The 16,951-nt window shown below is 67.0% G+C and carries 17 protein-coding genes; 14 read left to right on the forward strand and 3 right to left on the reverse strand.

Annotation, left to right across the window (positions count from 1 at the left end):
- Positions 1 to 24: 24 nt before the first annotated feature.
- The 4 genes from trxA to MFM001_RS12890 all read left to right on the forward strand — a co-directional run bounded on the left by trxA (position 25) and on the right by MFM001_RS12890 (position 3,210).
- A complete protein-coding gene (trxA, locus tag MFM001_RS12875) occupies positions 25 to 390 on the forward strand; it encodes a thioredoxin (RefSeq protein WP_116375652.1) in 366 nt (121 codons plus the stop codon).
- A complete protein-coding gene (locus tag MFM001_RS12880; protein WP_371685534.1) occupies positions 387 to 1,220 on the forward strand; it encodes an enoyl-CoA hydratase in 834 nt (277 codons plus the stop codon). Before trxA ends, MFM001_RS12880 begins: the two co-directional genes overlap by 4 nt.
- A gap of 74 nt (positions 1,221 to 1,294) precedes the next feature.
- Complete coding sequence (locus MFM001_RS12885) at positions 1,295 to 2,923, forward strand: ABC-F family ATP-binding cassette domain-containing protein (protein ID WP_116375786.1); 1,629 nt, start codon at positions 1,295 to 1,297, stop codon at positions 2,921 to 2,923.
- Between the two features lie 92 nt (positions 2,924 to 3,015).
- Entirely contained in the window at positions 3,016 to 3,210 is a 195-nt protein-coding gene (locus MFM001_RS12890; protein WP_116375654.1) for a helix-turn-helix domain-containing protein, read from the forward strand.
- Between the two features lie 77 nt (positions 3,211 to 3,287).
- Here MFM001_RS12890 and MFM001_RS12895 read toward each other — a convergent pair whose 3' ends face one another.
- The gene (locus MFM001_RS12895; RefSeq protein WP_116375655.1) at positions 3,288 to 3,851 is read right to left on the reverse strand and encodes a TetR/AcrR family transcriptional regulator; all 564 of its coding nucleotides are present in this window, start codon (positions 3,849 to 3,851) and stop codon (positions 3,288 to 3,290) included.
- Entirely contained in the window at positions 3,851 to 6,661 is a 2,811-nt protein-coding gene (locus MFM001_RS12900) for an aconitate hydratase (RefSeq protein WP_192886926.1), read from the reverse strand. The genes MFM001_RS12895 and MFM001_RS12900 overlap by 1 nt, the downstream gene beginning before the upstream one ends.
- A gap of 163 nt (positions 6,662 to 6,824) precedes the next feature.
- Between MFM001_RS12900 and MFM001_RS12905 the strand changes: the two genes are divergently transcribed.
- From MFM001_RS12905 to MFM001_RS12945, 9 genes are all read left to right on the forward strand, one after another.
- A complete protein-coding gene (locus MFM001_RS12905; RefSeq protein WP_116375656.1) occupies positions 6,825 to 7,406 on the forward strand; it encodes a DUF6676 family protein in 582 nt (193 codons plus the stop codon).
- Positions 7,407 to 7,629: 223 nt separating this feature from the next.
- Positions 7,630 to 9,033: an NlpC/P60 family peptidoglycan endopeptidase RipA gene (gene ripA, locus MFM001_RS12910; RefSeq protein WP_116375657.1), complete on the forward strand. Its 1,404-nt coding sequence runs from the start codon at positions 7,630 to 7,632 to the stop codon at positions 9,031 to 9,033.
- A 14-nt stretch (positions 9,034 to 9,047) separates the two neighbouring features.
- Positions 9,048 to 9,746 carry an NlpC/P60 family peptidoglycan endopeptidase RipB gene (gene ripB / locus MFM001_RS12915; RefSeq protein ID WP_116375658.1) on the forward strand — a complete coding sequence of 233 codons (699 nt, stop codon included), beginning with the start codon at positions 9,048 to 9,050 and terminating at the stop codon, positions 9,744 to 9,746.
- Positions 9,747 to 9,840: 94 nt separating this feature from the next.
- Positions 9,841 to 10,965 carry a MoxR family ATPase gene (locus MFM001_RS12920; protein WP_116375659.1) on the forward strand — a complete coding sequence of 375 codons (1,125 nt, stop codon included), beginning with the start codon at positions 9,841 to 9,843 and terminating at the stop codon, positions 10,963 to 10,965.
- Positions 10,962 to 11,915, forward strand: coding sequence for a DUF58 domain-containing protein (locus tag MFM001_RS12925; protein ID WP_116375660.1), 954 nt, complete (start codon positions 10,962 to 10,964; stop codon positions 11,913 to 11,915). Before MFM001_RS12920 ends, MFM001_RS12925 begins: the two co-directional genes overlap by 4 nt.
- Entirely contained in the window at positions 11,912 to 12,919 is a 1,008-nt protein-coding gene (locus MFM001_RS12930) for a VWA domain-containing protein (RefSeq protein ID WP_116375661.1), read from the forward strand. The genes MFM001_RS12925 and MFM001_RS12930 overlap by 4 nt, the downstream gene beginning before the upstream one ends.
- An 86-nt stretch (positions 12,920 to 13,005) precedes the next feature.
- Complete coding sequence (fabG1, locus tag MFM001_RS12935) at positions 13,006 to 13,758, forward strand: 3-oxoacyl-ACP reductase FabG1 (RefSeq protein ID WP_116375662.1); 753 nt, start codon at positions 13,006 to 13,008, stop codon at positions 13,756 to 13,758.
- 16 nt (positions 13,759 to 13,774) lie between these two features.
- Positions 13,775 to 14,584 (forward strand): NADH-dependent enoyl-ACP reductase InhA, encoded by an 810-nt coding sequence (gene inhA / locus MFM001_RS12940; RefSeq protein WP_116375663.1) that lies wholly within the window; start codon positions 13,775 to 13,777, stop codon positions 14,582 to 14,584.
- Entirely contained in the window at positions 14,584 to 15,630 is a 1,047-nt protein-coding gene (locus MFM001_RS12945; protein WP_116375664.1) for a ferrochelatase, read from the forward strand. The genes inhA and MFM001_RS12945 overlap by 1 nt, the downstream gene beginning before the upstream one ends.
- Here the strand turns inward: MFM001_RS12945 and MFM001_RS12950 are convergent.
- Positions 15,596 to 16,450, reverse strand: a complete 855-nt coding sequence (locus tag MFM001_RS12950) for a hypothetical protein (RefSeq protein ID WP_116375788.1) — start codon at positions 16,448 to 16,450, stop codon at positions 15,596 to 15,598. The genes MFM001_RS12945 and MFM001_RS12950 overlap by 35 nt on opposite strands.
- 58 nt (positions 16,451 to 16,508) lie before the next feature.
- Between MFM001_RS12950 and MFM001_RS12955 the strand changes: the two genes are divergently transcribed.
- Positions 16,509 to 16,943 (forward strand): NfeD family protein, encoded by a 435-nt coding sequence (locus MFM001_RS12955; RefSeq protein WP_116375665.1) that lies wholly within the window; start codon positions 16,509 to 16,511, stop codon positions 16,941 to 16,943.
- Positions 16,944 to 16,951 lie beyond the last annotated feature (8 nt).

Consider the following 16,951-nt stretch of genomic DNA (forward strand, 5'->3'; position numbering starts at 1 on the left):
GCGGCCCGCGACGTTGGGCAAAGGGTGACTACCCGAGACCTCACTGCAGAAGAGTTCAACGACACCATCAGCGGCAACGACATCGTGCTCGTCGACTTCTGGGCATCCTGGTGCGGCCCCTGCCGGGCATTCGCGCCGACATTCGCCGAGTCGTCGGAGAAACACCCCGACGTCGTCTACGCCAAGGTCGACACCGAGGCCGAGCAGCAGCTCGCCGCGGCGGCCGACATCCGATCCATCCCGACCCTGATGGCCTTCAAGAAGGGCAAGCTGGTGTTCAACCAGCCGGGCGCGCTGCCACCGGCCGCGCTGGAGGAGCTGGTGCAAAAGGTGAAGGACTTCGACATCGACGCCGCGATCGCGGCGCAGGAGCCCGACGCCCAGAGCTGACCCGTTACGTTCAGCGGGTGAGCTATGTACTCGTTGAACATCCGCGGCCATCGATCGCGCTGATCACCCTCAACCGGCCCGAGCGGATGAACTCGATGGCGTTCGACGTCATGGTTCCGCTCAAGGCAGCGCTGGAAGAGATCACCTACGACAACGCGGTGCGGGCGGTCGTGCTGACCGGCGCGGGCCGGGGTTTCTCCTCGGGCGCCGACCACAAGTCGGCGGGGGAGGTGCCGCACGTCCAGGGCCTGACCCGGCCGACCTACGCGCTGCGCTCGATGGAGATTCTCGACGACGTCATCCTGGCGTTGCGGCGGCTGCACCAGCCGGTGATCGCCGCCGTCAACGGCGCCGCGATCGGCGGCGGACTGTGCCTGGCGCTGGCCTGTGACATCCGGATCGCGTCGAGTGGCGCCTACTTTCGCGCGGCGGGCATCAACAACGGGCTGACGGCCAGCGAGCTGGGTTTGAGCTATCTGCTTCCCCGGGCGATCGGCTCGTCGCGGGCGTTCGAGCTCATGCTCACCGGCCGCGACGTCGACGCCGAGGAAGCCGAACGGATCGGCCTGGTCTCGCGCCACGTTCCCGACGACCAGCTGCTGGACACCTGCTACGCGATGGCCGAACGGATCGCCGCGTTCTCCCGGCCCGGAATCGAGTTGACCAAACGCACACTATGGACTGGACTGGACGCCGCTAGCCTGGAAGGGCACATGCAGGCCGAAGGCCTGGGACAGCTATTTGTTCGTCTGCTCACCGCCAACTTCGAGGAAGCGGTCGCCGCGCGCGCAGAAAAACGCCCGCCGGTGTTCACCGACGACAAACCGTAAGCAGCCGTCCGGCGACGATGCAGAGCGCGGAGCGCGATGAGGAGCAGCCGGACAACTTAACAAGGAGAGTGACCGTGATCACGGCAACGGACCTCGAGGTCCGCGCTGGCGCGCGCACGCTGCTCTCCACTGACGGTGCGGCCCTGCGGATTCAGCCCGGCGATCGCATCGGGCTGGTCGGCCGCAACGGCGCCGGCAAGACGACGACGCTGCGCATCCTGGCCGGCGAAGCCGAGCCCTATGCCGGCTCGGTGACCCGCACCGGCGAAATCGGTTATCTGCCGCAGGATCCCAAAGAGGGCGACCTCGACGTGCTGGCCCGTGACCGGGTGCTCTCGGCGCGCGGACTGGACACCTTGCTCACCGATCTGGAAAAGCAGCAGGCGTTGATGGCCGAGGTCGCCGACGACGACGCACGCGACCGCGCGGTGCGCCGCTACGGCCAGCTCGAGGAGCGATTCGCCGCGCTCGGCGGCTACGGCGCCGAAAGCGAAGCGGGCCGGATCTGCGCGAGTCTCGGGTTGCCCGAACGGGTCCTGACCCAGCCGCTGCGCACACTGTCGGGCGGCCAGCGCCGCCGAGTGGAACTCGCGCGCATCCTCTTCGCCGCGTCGGACACCGGCGCCGGCTCGGACACCACGCTCTTACTCGACGAGCCCACCAACCACCTCGACGCCGATTCACTGGGCTGGCTGCGCGATTTCCTGCGCGCCCACACCGGCGGGCTGGTGGTGATCAGCCACAACGTCGAGCTGCTGGCCGACGTCGTCAACCGGGTATGGTTCCTCGACGCCGTGCGCGGCGAGGTCGACGTCTACAACATGGGTTGGCAGAAATACCTCGACGCCCGCGCCACTGACGAGCAGCGCCGTCGCCGGGAACGCGCCAACGCCGAACGCAAGGCCAGCGCGTTGCGGGCCCAGGCCGCGAAACTGGGCGCCAAGGCCACCAAAGCCGTTGCGGCACAGAACATGTTGCGCCGCGCCGACCGGATGATGGCCGCGCTGGACGAAGAGCGGGTGGCCGACAAGGTGGCCCGAATCAAATTCCCGACGCCCGCGGCGTGCGGGCGCACACCGCTGGTCGCCAAAGGATTGACCAAGACCTACGGGTCACTGGAGGTGTTCACCGGCGTCGATTTGGCCATCGACCGCGGCTCGCGGGTGGTGGTGCTGGGACTCAACGGCGCCGGCAAGACGACGCTGCTGCGGCTGCTGGCCGGCGTGGAACAACCCGACGCCGGCGGGCTGGAACCCGGACATGGTTTGAAAATCGGCTATTTCGCGCAGGAGCACGACACGCTCGACGACGCCGCGACGGTGTGGCAGAACATCCGCCACGCCGCACCCGATTCCGGTGAGCAGGATTTGCGCGGGCTGCTCGGCGCGTTCATGTTCAGCGGGCCGCAGCTCGACCAGTTGGCGGGCACGTTGTCCGGTGGCGAGAAGACCCGGCTGGCGTTGGCCGGTCTGGTGGCGTCGACCGCCAACGTGTTGCTGCTCGACGAACCGACCAACAATCTCGACCCCGCCTCTCGCGAGCAGGTGCTCGACGCGCTGCGCAGCTACACCGGCGCGGTGGTATTGGTGACCCACGACCCGGGCGCGGCCGAGGCGCTCGACCCGCAACGCGTCGTGCTGCTGCCGGACGGCACCGAGGATCACTGGTCCGACGAGTATCGGGATCTCATCGAGTTGGCCTGACAGCGATTTCGCGAAATCGGTCCGACGCCGACGGTCGCTTCCTACGCTTAGCCGGGAGGGGTTCGGTTCCTAAGTGAAGCGGGGAGGCGCCGATGAGGAAATCGAAGAAACCGCGCGAGCAATTGTTGGCCGAGTTGCGTCATGCCTACGAGGGTGGAGCCAGCATCCGTACCCTGGTGGCCTCCACCGGGCGATCGTACGGGTCGATCCACAGCATGCTTCGCGAGTCCGGAACGCCGATGCGCAGCCGGGGCGGGCCCAACCACCGCACCCGCTCGGTGCGGTAAGCCGCCGCCCGGCCGAGTGTGAATCTGCCGACGCTGCACCGGCGTGTCGCGTCGTGAAATTCACAGTGGGGGGAGGGTTAGCCCTGCCGCACCGAACCCTCGACGAGATCAAGCACGGCGGTAAGGCGTTCCGGGTCTTCGCCGGACGCCAGTCGTGCGACTAGCCCGTCCAGCACGAGGTCCAGGTAGCACTGCAGCACATCGCCGGGGACGTCGTCACGCAGCCGCCCCGCCTGCTTCTGCCGACGCAGCCGAGCCGTCGTCGCCGCCGCCAGTTCCGCCGAGCGCTCGGTCCACCCGCGGTGAAACGCCGGGTCGTTTCGCAGCTTGCGGGCGATCTCCAAACGCGTGGCGAGCCAATCGAACTGGTCGGGTGCGGCGAGCAAGTCGCGCATCACCTGAATCAGACCCTCCCGCGAAGCGACAGCTGCCATCCGCTCGGCATCCTCGCGGGCCAACTCGAAGAACAGCGTGTCCTTGTCGCGGAAATGGTGGAAGATCGCACCCCGCGACAACCCGATGGCCTGTTCGAGCCGCCGCACCGTCGCCTTGTCGTAGCCGTACTCGGCGAAGCAGCGGCGGGCGCCGTCGAGGATTTGACGGCGCCGGGCCGCCAGATGGTCCTGGCTGACCTTCGGCACTAGGACTTCAGCATGTTGCGCAGCACGTACTGCAGGATGCCGCCGTTGCGGTAGTAGTCCGCCTCACCCGGTGTGTCGATGCGCACCACCGCGTCGAACTCGACCGGCTTGCCACCATCCTTGGACGCCTTGACCCGCACCGTCTTCGGCGTCTTGCCGTCGTTGAGTGCCTCGATCCCGGTGATGTCGAACACCTCGGTGCCGTCGAGCCCCAACGACTCGGCCGACTTGCCGTCGGGGAACTGCAACGGGATCACGCCCATGCCGATCAGGTTGGAGCGGTGGATGCGCTCGAACGACTCGGCGATCACCGCCCGCACGCCCAGCAGCATCGTGCCTTTGGCCGCCCAGTCCCGCGACGATCCGGACCCGTATTCCTTGCCGCCCAGCACCACCAGCGGAATGCCTTGCGCCGCATAGTTTTGCGCGGCGTCGTAGATGAACGCCTGCGGGGCATCGGACTGGGTGAAGTCGCGGGTGTACCCGCCGGCCACGTCGTCGAGCAGCAGGTTGCGCAGCCGGATGTTGGCGAACGTGCCGCGGATCATCACTTCGTGGTTGCCGCGGCGTGAGCCGTAAGAGTTGTAGTCCTTGCGTGCCACGCCGTGCTCGTCGAGGTACTGCGCCGCCGGGGTGCCCGGCTTGATGCTGCCCGCCGGCGAGATGTGGTCGGTGGTCACCGAATCGCCGAGCAGTGCGAGCACCCGCGCGCCGGTGATGTCGCTGACCGGTTGCGGCTCTGCCGACATCCCCTCGAAGTACGGCGGCTTGCGCACATACGTCGAATCCGGGTTCCACTCAAAGGTGTTGCCGCTCGGCGTCGGCAGGTTGCGCCACCGCTCGTCGCCCTTGAACACGTCGGCGTAGTTCTTGGTGAACATCTCTTGGTTGATCGCCGACGCGATGGTGTCGGAGACGTCCTTCTGCGACGGCCAGATGTCTTTGAGGTAGACGTCGTTGCCGTCCTTGTCCTGGCCGAGCGGCTGCGACTCGAAGTCGAAGTCCATGGTGCCGGCCAGCGCGTAGGCGACCACCAGCGGCGGCGACGCCAGGTAGTTCATCTTCACGTCCGGGTTGATGCGGCCCTCGAAGTTGCGGTTGCCCGACAACACCGCGGCGACCGAAAGATCGTTGTCGTTGATGACTTTCGAGATCTCCTCGGGCAGCGGGCCGGAGTTGCCGATGCACGTGGTGCAGCCGTAGCCGACAAGGTAGAACCCGAGCTTCTCCAGATACGGCCACAGGCCGGCTTTTTCGTAGTAGTCGTGCACCACCTGAGAGCCGGGCGCCATCGTGGTCTTCACCCACGGCTTGGACGTCAGCCCCTTCTCGACGGCGTTGCGGGCCAAAAGCGCCGCGCCCAGCATGACTTCCGGGTTGGAGGTGTTGGTGCACGACGTGACCGCGGCGATCACCACCGCGCCGTGGTCGAGCACGAATTCGCCGAGTTCCTTGGACTTCACCGGCACCGGGTTGCTGCTGCGGCCGGTCGCGTGCGCGGCGGCGGAGTGCACATGGTCGTCGGCGTGGCCGTTCGACACCTGCCCCGGGTCGCTGGCCGGGAACGTCTCGTCGACCACCTCGTCGAGCTTGGAGTACTCCTTCTTCTGCGGGTCGTCGCCGACGTAGTTCGGAAGTGTCTGGCGGAACGCCGATTTCGCATCCGAGAGCGCGATGCGGTCCTGCGGGCGCTTCGGTCCGGCGATCGAGGGCACCACGTCGGACAGGTTCAGCTCGAGGTATTCGGAGAACGCCGGCTCGTGCGCCGGGTCGTGCCACAGGCCCTGTTCCTTGGCGTAGGCCTCGACCAGCGCCAGCTGCTTGTCGCTGCGGCCGGTGAACCGCAGATAGTCGATGGTTTCCTGGTCGATCGGGAAAATCGCTGCGGTAGAACCGAATTCGGGGCTCATGTTGCCCAGCGTCGCGCGGTTGGCCAGCGGCACCTCGGCCACGCCCTCGCCGTAGAACTCGACGAACTTGCCGACCACGCCGTGCTTGCGCAGCATCTCGGTGACGGTGAGCACGACGTCGGTGGCCGTCACGCCGGGCTGAATTTCACCGGTCAGCTTGAAGCCGACCACCCGCGGAATCAGCATCGACACCGGCTGGCCGAGCATGGCGGCCTCGGCCTCGATACCGCCCACGCCCCAGCCCAATACGCCCAGGCCGTTGACCATCGTGGTGTGCGAGTCGGTGCCCACGCAGGTGTCCGGGTAGGCGACCCCGTCGCGTTCCATCACGACGCTGGCCAGGTATTCGATGTTGACCTGGTGCACGATCCCGGTGCCCGGCGGCACCACCTTGAAGTCGGAGAAGGCACCTTGCCCCCAGCGCAGGAACTGGTAGCGCTCGCCGTTGCGCTGGTATTCGATCTCGACGTTGCGCTCGAACGCATCGGCGCGGCCGAAGAGGTCCGCGATCACCGAGTGGTCGATCACGAGATCGGCCGGGGCCAGCGGGTTGACCTTCTCGGGATTGCCGCCCAACTCGCCGACGGCCTCCCGCATGGTGGCCAGGTCGACGATGCACGGCACACCGGTGAAGTCCTGCATCACGACCCGCGCGGGCGTGTACTGGATTTCAATGCTGGGCTCCGCCTTGGGATCCCAGTTGGCGATGGCCCCGATGTGGTCCTTGGTGATGTTGCTGCCGTCCTCGTTGCGCAGCAGGTTCTCGGCAAGGACCTTGAGACTGTAGGGGAGTTTCTCGGTGCCGGGCACCGCGTCGAGGCGATAGATCTGGTAACTGTCGTCGCCGACTTTCAAGGTGTTGCGGGCTTCGAACGAATTCACCGAATCTTTGTTGCTCACATCAACTCCCAGCTTTTCGAGTTCGCCGGCGGGCCGTGCCGGCGGTTGGTGCCACTTTAACAGTACGCTTGTCCTGCATTCCGGTGCCCACCCATGCGCCTCAGTCTTGTCCCGTCGCCACCGTGCTGTCAGCCGATCAGGGGAGGCGGTACGGTCTTGATCCGTGACCACCCCGCATGCGCCGTCCTACATTCCAGGCGAGATCTGCGGCACCGTTGGCCTCGATCCGTCCACCCCTCCCGATCAGTGCCTGGCGTTGGTCCGGGCGCAGGTCGACTTCGAAGGGGTCAGCGCGCCACCGGACGTCGCCCCGGCGTTACTCCAGGTGGTCAACCAGGCACGCGCCGACGGCATCGACCTCAAGATCGTCGTGCTCGACCACAACCCGCCCAACGACCCACCGCTGCGTGACGTCGCCACCGTGGTGGGCTCCGACCATCCCGACGCCACCGTGCTGGTGCTCAGCCCCTCGTACGTCGGCTCCTACAGCACGCACTTCCCGCGGTCGACGCTGGAGATCGGCGAAGACAATGCCAAGACCGGCAACCCGGTGGTCTCGGCGCAGAATTTCCTGCACCAGCTGAACACCCCGCAGTTTCCCTGGACGGCCTTCACAATCGTGCTGCTGATCGTGGTGGCAGCGGCCGCCGTTGGCACCCGAATGCTGCAACTGCGCGCCAGGCGTTCAGCAAAGGCGGCAGAAGAAACCGAAGCCCCGGCCGAGGACGTCGAACAGGGCAGCTAGCTCGCTATACGTGCTGACGGGACGTGGGCAAGCGCTCCCGGCAGCAAATCGATCAGGTCACCATTGGGTCACAATCATTTCAATTACAGACCTGTAATTTGTTACTAAAGTTTCAATAGAGACTGGTGTGACTTACGGTGCAAGTGATGCTTCCGTTCTAATCGCGCTTCCAGTGCCATCTGGGGCCGACGCCGACCGTCCCGCGTTGAGCCATAGGAGACTCATGAGACGCTTCCGCCGCGGCTCGCTATCTCGCTTGGCCGCCAGCCTGTGTGTGCTCATGGTGCTGTGCACGCCGGGGTTGGCGACGGCGGATCCGGGTGCGGGCCCGGACTCGCTGGCCGCGCTGATCGCCGACGTCGCCAAGGCCAACCAACGCTTGCAGGACCTCAGCGCCGCAATCCGGGCCGAACAGGAGAGCGTCAACAAGGCGCTGGTCGACGTGGAGACCGCACGCGACAACGTCGCCGCCGCCCAGCACGACGTCGAGGTCAGCCAGCAGGGTGTCAAAGACGCCAACGCGGCAATTACCGCGGCGCAGCAGCGATTCGACAGGTTTGCGGCGGCCACCTATGTCAACGGCCCGTCGGATGTTTACCTGACCGCCGCCAACCCGGACGACATCATTGCCACCGCCACCGCGGGCAAGGCGCTGTCTGTCAGCTCCCAGCGGGTGATGGAGAACCTGCAGCGGGCCCGCACCGAGCAGGTGAACAAGGAGTCGGCGGCGCGGCTGGCCAAGCAGAAAGCGGACAAGGCCGCCGCCGAGGCGCAGGCCAGTCAGGACGCGGCCGTGGCGGCGCTCACCAACGCGCACCGCACGTTCGCCGAACAGCAACAAGAAGTCAACCGCCTGGGCGCAGAGCGCGATGCGGCCCTGGCCAGGCTTGACGCCGCCCGCAGTTGGTCGGCGCCGGGGGGCGGAACCGGCACCGGCCCGCGGGCGGCGTCTTCCCCTGGGGACCGGTGGGATCCCGGCGCTCCGAGCGCGCCGCGCGCTCACAATCCGGGTCAATGGGACGGCGAGTGGGACCCCACCCTGCCGGCGGTGCCCAGCGCCAACGTCCCCGGCGATCCGATCGCCGTCATCAACACCATCTTGGGCATTTCGGCGACGTCATCGCAGGTCACCGCCAACATGGGGAAGAAATTCCTCCAGCAGATGGGCATCCTCAAGCCCGACGACACCGGCATCACCAACGGTCGGATCCCGCGGGTTTATGGGCGGCAGGCCTCGGAGTACGTGATCCGTCGCGGGCTGTCGCAGTTGGGGGTGCCGTACTCCTGGGGTGGGGGTAACGCGGCGGGACCGAGCCGCGGAATCGGCTCGGGGTCCGACACCGTCGGCTTCGACTGCTCGGGGCTGGTGCTGTATTCGTTCGCCGGCGTGGGCATCAAGCTGCCGCACTACTCGGGCTCGCAGTACAACCTCGGCCGCAAGATCCCGTCGTCGCAGATGCGCCGTGGCGACGTCATCTTCTACGGGCCGGGCGGTAGCCAGCACGTGACGATCTACCTCGGCGACGGCCAGATGCTCGAGGCGCCGGATGTCGGTTTGAAGGTCCGGGTCGCGCCGGTTCGCACCAGCGGCATGACGCCCTACGTCGTCCGCTACATCGAGTACTGACCGTGAAAGGACCTATGCGCCAAAGGATTTCGCGTCTCATCGGAGTGCTGTTGGTGGTGATCGGGCTGCTGCTCGGTTTGGCCGGTACCGCTGCTGCCGAGGACGGCGGCTGGGACCCGACGTTGCCGCCGGTGATCAGTGCCGGCGCGCCGGGGGACCCGGTCGCCATCGCCAACGCCTCGCTGAACGCCACTGCCCAGGCCACCCAGACCACTATGGATCTGGGGCGGCAGTTCCTCGGCGGGCTAGGGATCAACTTGGGCGGCAACAACACCAACACCACACCGGGCAAGATTCCGCGGGTCTATGGCCGCCAGGCCGTCGAATACGTGATCCGCCGGGCGTCGTCGCAGATGGGGGTGCCGTATTCGTGGGGTGGCGGCACCCCCAACGGGCCCAGCAAGGGTGTGGATTCCGGCGCCGACACCGTCGGCTTCGACTGCTCGGGGCTGATGCGGTACGCGTTCGCCGGGGTCGGGGTGTTGATCCCGCGGTTTTCCGGCGACCAGTACAACGCCGGCCGGCATGTTCCGCCGTCGCAGGCCAAGCGCGGCGACCTGATCTTCTACGGTCCCGGCGGCGGCCAGCACGTCACGATGTATCTGGGCAACGGTCAGATGTTGGAGGCGTCCAGCATCGCCGGCAAAGTCACCGTCAGCCCGGTGCGCACGCCCGGGATGACGCCGTTTGTCACCCGGATCATCGAGTACTGACTGGCCGCGTCGACGGAATCCTGGCGGCCTGGAATAGTTGGACGAGGGCACGTCGCTGCCCAGTCGCGTGGAGAGCTTCAGAAGGGTTGTATCGATGACATCAGCAGGTGGCGCCAGCGGGTACTCCGGCCCGGGCGGGCCGCCGACGACGCCGGCGCATGCGTCGTCGTCGGACGGTGGCAACGGACTGGCGGCCGAGGTGCACACCCTGGAACGGGCCATCTTCGAGGTCAAGCGGATCATCGTCGGCCAGGACCAGCTCGTCGAGCGGATGCTGGTCGGCCTGCTGTCCAAGGGCCACGTGCTGCTCGAGGGTGTGCCCGGGGTGGCCAAGACCTTGGCGGTGGAGACGTTCGCGCGGGTGGTCGGCGGGACGTTCGCCCGCATCCAGTTCACCCCCGACCTGGTGCCCACCGACATCATCGGTACCCGCATCTATCGGCAGGGCAAGGAGGAGTTCGACACCGAACTCGGCCCGGTGGTGGTCAACTTCCTGCTGGCCGACGAGATCAACCGCGCACCGGCCAAGGTGCAGTCGGCACTCCTGGAGGTCATGCAGGAACGCCACGTCTCCATAGGCGGCAAGACCTTCCCCTTGCCCAACCCGTTCCTGGTGATGGCGACCCAGAACCCGATCGAGCACGAGGGCGTCTACCCGCTGCCCGAGGCGCAGCGCGACCGCTTCCTGTTCAAGATCAACGTCGGCTATCCGTCGCCGGAGGAAGAGCGCGAAATCATCTACCGGATGGGCGTGCGGCCGCCGGAGCCCAAGCAGATCCTCAACACCGGTGACCTTTTGCGGCTGCAGGAAATCGCGGCCAACAACTTCGTCCACCACGCTCTCGTCGACTACGTGGTCCGCGTCGTCACCGCCACCCGCCACCCCGAACAACTCGGGATGAACGACGTCAAGAGCTGGATCTCGTTCGGCGCCTCCCCGCGTGCGTCGCTGGGCATCATCGCCGCCTCGCGCTCGCTGGCGTTGGTGCGCGGCCGCGACTACGTGATCCCGCAGGACGTCATCGAGGTCATTCCCGACGTGCTGCGGCACCGGCTGGTGCTGACCTACGATGCGCTGGCCGACGAGATCTCGCCGGAGATCGTGATCAACCGGGTCCTGCAGACGGTCGCCATGCCGCAAGTGAATGCCGTTCCGCAGCAAGGACATTCGGTGCCTCCGGTGATGCAGGGCGCTGCGACCGCGGCTAGCGGTCGGTGACCGAATCCAAGGCGCCGGCGGTCGTACATCCGCCGTCGATGCAGCGCGGCGACATCGACGACCCGAAGTTGTCGGCGGCGCTGCGCACGCTCGAGCTGACCGTCAAACGCAAGCTCGACGGCGTGCTGCACGGCGATCACCTGGGCCTGATCCCGGGTCCCGGTTCGGAGGCGGGGGAGTCTCGTGAGTACCAGCCCGGCGACGACGTGCGCCGGATGGACTGGGCGGTCACCGCGCGCACCACCCACCCGCATGTCCGGCAGATGATCGCCGACCGCGAACTGGAGACGTGGTTGGTGGTGGACATGTCGGCCAGCCTGGACTTCGGCACCAGCGTCTGCGAAAAACGTGACCTCGCGGTGGCCGCCGCGGCGGCGATCACCTTCCTCAACAGTGGCGGTGGTAACCGGCTCGGCGCGCTGATCGACAACGGGGCGCAGACCATCCGGGTGCCGGCCCGCTCGGGACGCCAGCATGAGCAGACCTTGTTGCGCACCATCGCGACCGCGCCCAAGGCACCGGTCGGGGTGCGCGGCGACCTGGCGGCCTCGATCGACGCGCTGCGCCGCCCGGAACGTCGCCGCGGAATGGCGGTGATCATCAGCGATTTCCTCGGCCCGATCAACTGGCAGCGGCCGCTGCGTGCGATTGCGGCCCGTCACGAGGTGCTGGGCATCGAAGTGCTCGATCCTCGTGATGTCGAGCTGCCCGACGTCGGCGACGTCGTCCTGCAAGACGCCGAATCCGGCGTCACCCGCGAGTTCACCATCGACGAGCAGTTGCGTGACGACTTCGGGAAAGCGGCGGCCGCACATCGCGCCGACGTGAAGCGCACCTTCCGCAGCTGCGGGGCGCCGCTGATGTCGCTGCGCACCGACCGCGACTGGATCGCCGACATCGTCCGCTTTGTCGAGTCCCGTCGGAGGGGCGCATTGGCGGGGCGCCAATGACACTGCCGTTGCTTGGCCCGATGACACTCACCGGGTTCGCTCACGCGTGGTGGTTTCTGTTCTTCCTGGTGGTGCTTGGCATCGTCGCGCTCTACATCATCGCGCAGGTGGCCCGGCATCGGCGGATGCTGCGGTTCGCCAACATGGAGCTGCTGGAAAGCGTTGCGCCCAAACAACCCACCCGCTGGCGGCACCTGGCAGCAATACTGCTGACGCTGTCGTTGGTGCTGCTGACAATCGCGATGGCCGGCCCGACACACGATGTGCGGATTCCGCGTAACCGCGCGGTGGTCATGCTGGTGATCGACGTGTCGCAGTCGATGCGCGCCACCGACGTCGAACCGAACCGGATGGTGGCAGCGCAGGTGGCCGCCAAGGAGTTCGCCGGCGAGCTGACTCCGGGCATCAACCTCGGGCTGATCGCCTATGCGGGCACCGCGACGGTGCTGGTGCAGCCGACCACCAACCGGGAAGCGACCAAGGCAGCGCTGGACAAGTTGCAGTTCGCCGACCGCACCGCCACCGGCGAGGGCATTTTCACCGCGCTGCAGGCGATCGCGACCGTCGGCGCGGTGATCGGTGGCGGCGACACTCCGCCGCCGGCGCGCATCGTGTTGTTCTCCGACGGCAAGGAGACGGTGCCGACCAACCCGGACAACCCCAAGGGCGCCTTCACCGCGGCGCGGACCGCCAAGGACCAGGGTGTGCCGATCTCGACGATTTCGTTCGGCACCCCGTACGGGTTCGTCGACATCAACGGCCAGCGCCAGCCGGTGCCCGTCGACGACACGACGATGAAGAAGGTGGCCGAACTCTCCGGCGGCAACAACTACAGCGCCTCGAACCTGCAGCAGCTCAAAGATGTCTACGCGACGCTGCAGCAGCAGATCGGCTACGAGACCATCCGCGGCGACGCCAGCGTCGGCTGGCTGCGGCTCGGGTCGCTGATCCTGGCACTCGCCGCGCTGGCGGCCGTGCTGATCAACCGCAGATTACCTACTTAATTCGGCGCCGAGGGTGCGCTTAATGCACACTTTCGCGCGAAAGGCGTGTCATAAGTCCACACTCGGCGATGCGATAGGTTGTCGGGGTGACTGACACAGCCACGGAAACCACCGAAGCGGGCAAGCCGCCCTTTGTCTCCCGATCGGTACTGGTCACGGGAGGAAACCGGGGGATCGGGCTCGCGATCGCGCGGCGGCTGGCCGCCGACGGCCACAAGGTCGCCGTCACGCACCGCGGATCCGGGGCGCCCGACGGACTGTTCGGCGTCGAGTGCGACGTCACCGACAACGACGCCGTTGACCGCGCCTTCAAAGAGGTCGAGGAGCACCAGGGTCCGGTCGAGGTGCTGGTGTCCAACGCCGGCCTGTCCGCGGACGCGTTCCTCATGCGGATGACCGAGGAGAAGTTCCAAAAGGTCATCGACGCCAACCTCACCGGGGCGTTCCGGGTGGCTCAGCGGGCGTCGCGCACCATGCAGCGCAAGCGGTTCGGCCGAATGATCTTCATCGGTTCGGTGTCGGGCACCTGGGGCATCGGCAACCAGGCCAACTACGCAGCCTCCAAGGCCGGCCTGATCGGCATGGCCCGCTCGATTTCCCGGGAACTATCGAAGGCCAACGTGACCGCGAATGTGGTGGCCCCGGGCTACATCGACACCGATATGACCCGCGCGCTGGACGAGCGGATTCAGGCGGGGGCACTGGAATTCATCCCGGCGAAGCGGGTTGGCACCGCCGACGAGGTCGCCGGCGTGGTCAGCTTCTTGGCCTCCGAGGACGCCTCCTACATCTCGGGCGCGGTGATTCCGGTTGACGGCGGCATGGGTATGGGCCACTAAGAGCACGAGGACGGACATGACAGGATTGCTTGAAGGCAAACGGATTCTGGTCGCCGGGATCATCACCGACGCGTCGATCGCGTTCCACATCGCCCGGGTCGCTCAGGAACAGGGCGCGCAGCTCGTCTGCACCGGGTTCGACCGGCTGCGGCTGATTGAGCGCATCCTCGACCGGCTGCCCGAGAAGCCACCGCTGCTGGAGCTCGACGTGCAGAACGAGAAGCACCTCGACACGTTGGCCGACCGGGTCGTCGAGGTGATCGGCGAGGGCAACAAGCTCGACGGCGTGGTGCACTCGATCGGCTTCATGCCGCCCAGCGGGATGGGCATCAACCCGTTCTTCGAGGCGCCGTACGAGGATGTGTCCAAAGGCATTCACATTTCGGCGTATTCGTATGCGTCGCTGGCCAAGGCGGTGTTGCCGGTCATGAATCGCGGCGGCGCGATCGTCGGCATGGACTTCGACCCCACCCGAGCGATGCCGGCCTACAACTGGATGACGGTGGCCAAGAGCGCGCTGGAGTCGGTGAACCGGTTCGTGGCACGCGAAGCCGGCCCGTACGGTGTGCGATCGAATCTTGTTGCCGCCGGGCCTATTCGGACGCTGGCGATGAGCGCAATCGTCGGTGGCGCGCTCGGTGAAGAAGCCGGCAAGCAGATGGAGCTGCTCGAGCAGGGTTGGGACCAGCGCGCGCCGATCGGCTGGGACATGAAGGACGCCACGCCCGTCGCGAAGACGGTGTGCGCGGTGCTGTCCGACTGGCTGCCGGCCACCACCGGAGACATCATCTTCGCCGACGGCGGGGCGCATAATCAGTTGCTCTGATGGACTTTGACGCGGTCCTGCTGCTGTCCTTCGGCGGACCCGAAGGCCCCGAGCAGGTGCGGCCGTTCCTGGAGAATGTCACCCGCGGCCGCAGTGTGCCGCCGCAGCGCCTCGACGAGGTAGCCGAGCATTACTTGCACTTCGGCGGGGTGTCGCCGATCAACGGCATCAACCGCGCACTAGTCACCGAACTGCAAGCCGAACTCGGCGGCAGCCTGCCGGTCTATTTCGGCAACCGGAACTGGGAACCCTACGTCGAAGGCGTCGTCGCGACCATGCGCGACAACGGAATTCGCCGTGCAGCGGTGTTCACCACATCGGCCTGGAGTGGCTACTCCAGCTGCACCCAGTATGTCGAGGACATCGCGCGGGCCCGTCGCCATGCCGGCGAGGGCGCGCCGGAATTGGTCAAGTTGCGGCCGTACTTCGATCATCGGCTGTTCGTCGAGATGTTCGCCGACGCCGTCAGCGCGGCCGCGCAGACCGTGCCGGCAGATGCCCGGCTGGTGTTCACCGCGCATTCCATCCCGGTGGCGGCCGACCAGCGATGCGGCCCACGGCTGTACAGTCGTCAAGTCGCTTACGCCGCAAGGCTGGTCGCGGAGAGGGCCGGTTACCCGCACTATGACCTGGTGTGGCAGTCGCGGTCGGGTCCGCCACAGGTGCCGTGGCTGGAACCCGATGTGGCCGACCATCTTTCGACGCTCACCGGTGCGGTGATCGTGTGTCCGATCGGCTTTGTCGCCGACCACATCGAGGTGGTGTGGGATCTCGACCACGAGCTGCGATCGCAGGCCGAACAAGCGGGCATCGAGTTCGCGCGGGCGGCCACCCCTAACGCCGACCGCCGATTCGCCCGGCTGGCCGTCGATTTGATCGACGAGCTGCGCGAAGGCCGCGAGCCGGTTCGGGTGGCTGGAGCCGATCCGGTGCCGGGTTGCGGCGCCAGCGTCAACGGCGCGCCGTGCGGGCCGCCGCACTGCGTCGCCGAATGGTCGTCGCCGGCCGGGCTCAGCCCCGCCAGGCCGACTGCAGAATCGCGCTGACCGCCGCCATTCGCGCTGAGCGCACCACCGCGGCCAACGGCCGCAGCGCATTGTTGGCGATCTGCGTCTCCGACGACGACTGTGTCGCAATCGGTGTCAGCCCGGCGCTGACGGTGACGATCGCGTCGACGTGCGCAGCAGTTTCCAGCACCCGCACCGCCCGGGTGGGCGCATGGTCCGGAATCCGATGGTGCCGCATGGATTCCAGCAATTGCTCGACGAGTCCGCGCGGATCGTCGACGTCGGCGCCGGAGAAACCGAGACCGACCGCGCTGAGCACTTCAGCGGCCGACCGTACCGCCGACCGTAGTTCGTATTCGGCTTCGCCGAGCTGATGGGCCTCGATTGCGGTCGCACCCGGCAGCGAGTAGACCGTCCACGACAACGCGGTCAATTCCGGTACCGCCGCGTCGTCGTGGTCGTCGTATCCGAACTCGGGGACCAGACCTACGGCTACGGACGAATCGTGGGGATCGGATACCAGCACCGCCTCACCGGCGGCGAGCGCCTCCTGCTCGAACCGGGTGCCGGCCGCCAGGCCGCGGACGTCGCCGGGCACCGGCAACACCAGGCTGACCGAGGGCGCCGGAATCCCCGTCCTGCCGGCCGCGGTACGCAGGGTCTGCAGCAGCGATACCACACCGGCGTCGTCGACATCCGGCCACGGCAGACCGGTGTGACCCGCCGCCACCGCATCGTAGGCGGTGACGGATTGCATTGGCGCCCAACATGATAACGCGTCGAGAACGTCGTCGGGGGCGGCCTGGCCGGCGAGCCAGGCGTTGGCCCATACCGAGAGCGTTGCGCTGGGGCACCACATGAACTCGCAGTGTAGTTGTTCGGCGCGATCGAGGCGGACCACGCGATATCCTGGCGACATGCCTGCCGCCCTGATCTGGCTGATCGTCGCGCTCGGTCTTGCCGGTGCGGAGGCGCTGACCGGCGATATGTTCTTGCTGATGCTGGGTGGCGGCGCGCTGGCCGCGGCGGGCAGCAGCTGGCTGCTGAATTTTCCGATCTGGGCCGACGGCGCGGTTTTCCTGGTGGTTTCGGTGCTGCTACTGGTGCTGGTCCGGCCGGCGCTGCGGCGACGGCTGACGCCGGCAGCGGGTGCGCGGACCGGTGTGCAGGCGCTGGAAGGCAAGAACGCGCTGGTTCTCGACCGCGTGGCCCGCGACGAGGGCCAGGTGAAGCTGGACGGCCAGATTTGGACTGCACGCCCGTTGAACGACGTCGACGTGTACGAACCCGGTGAATTGGTGACCGTCATGCATATCGACGGCGCCACCGCGGTGGTGTGGAAGAACGTCTAGAAAAAGGA

Origin of the sequence: Mycobacterium sp. MFM001 (assembly GCF_003402475.1) — a bacterium.
GTDB lineage: Bacteria > Actinomycetota > Actinomycetes > Mycobacteriales > Mycobacteriaceae > Mycobacterium.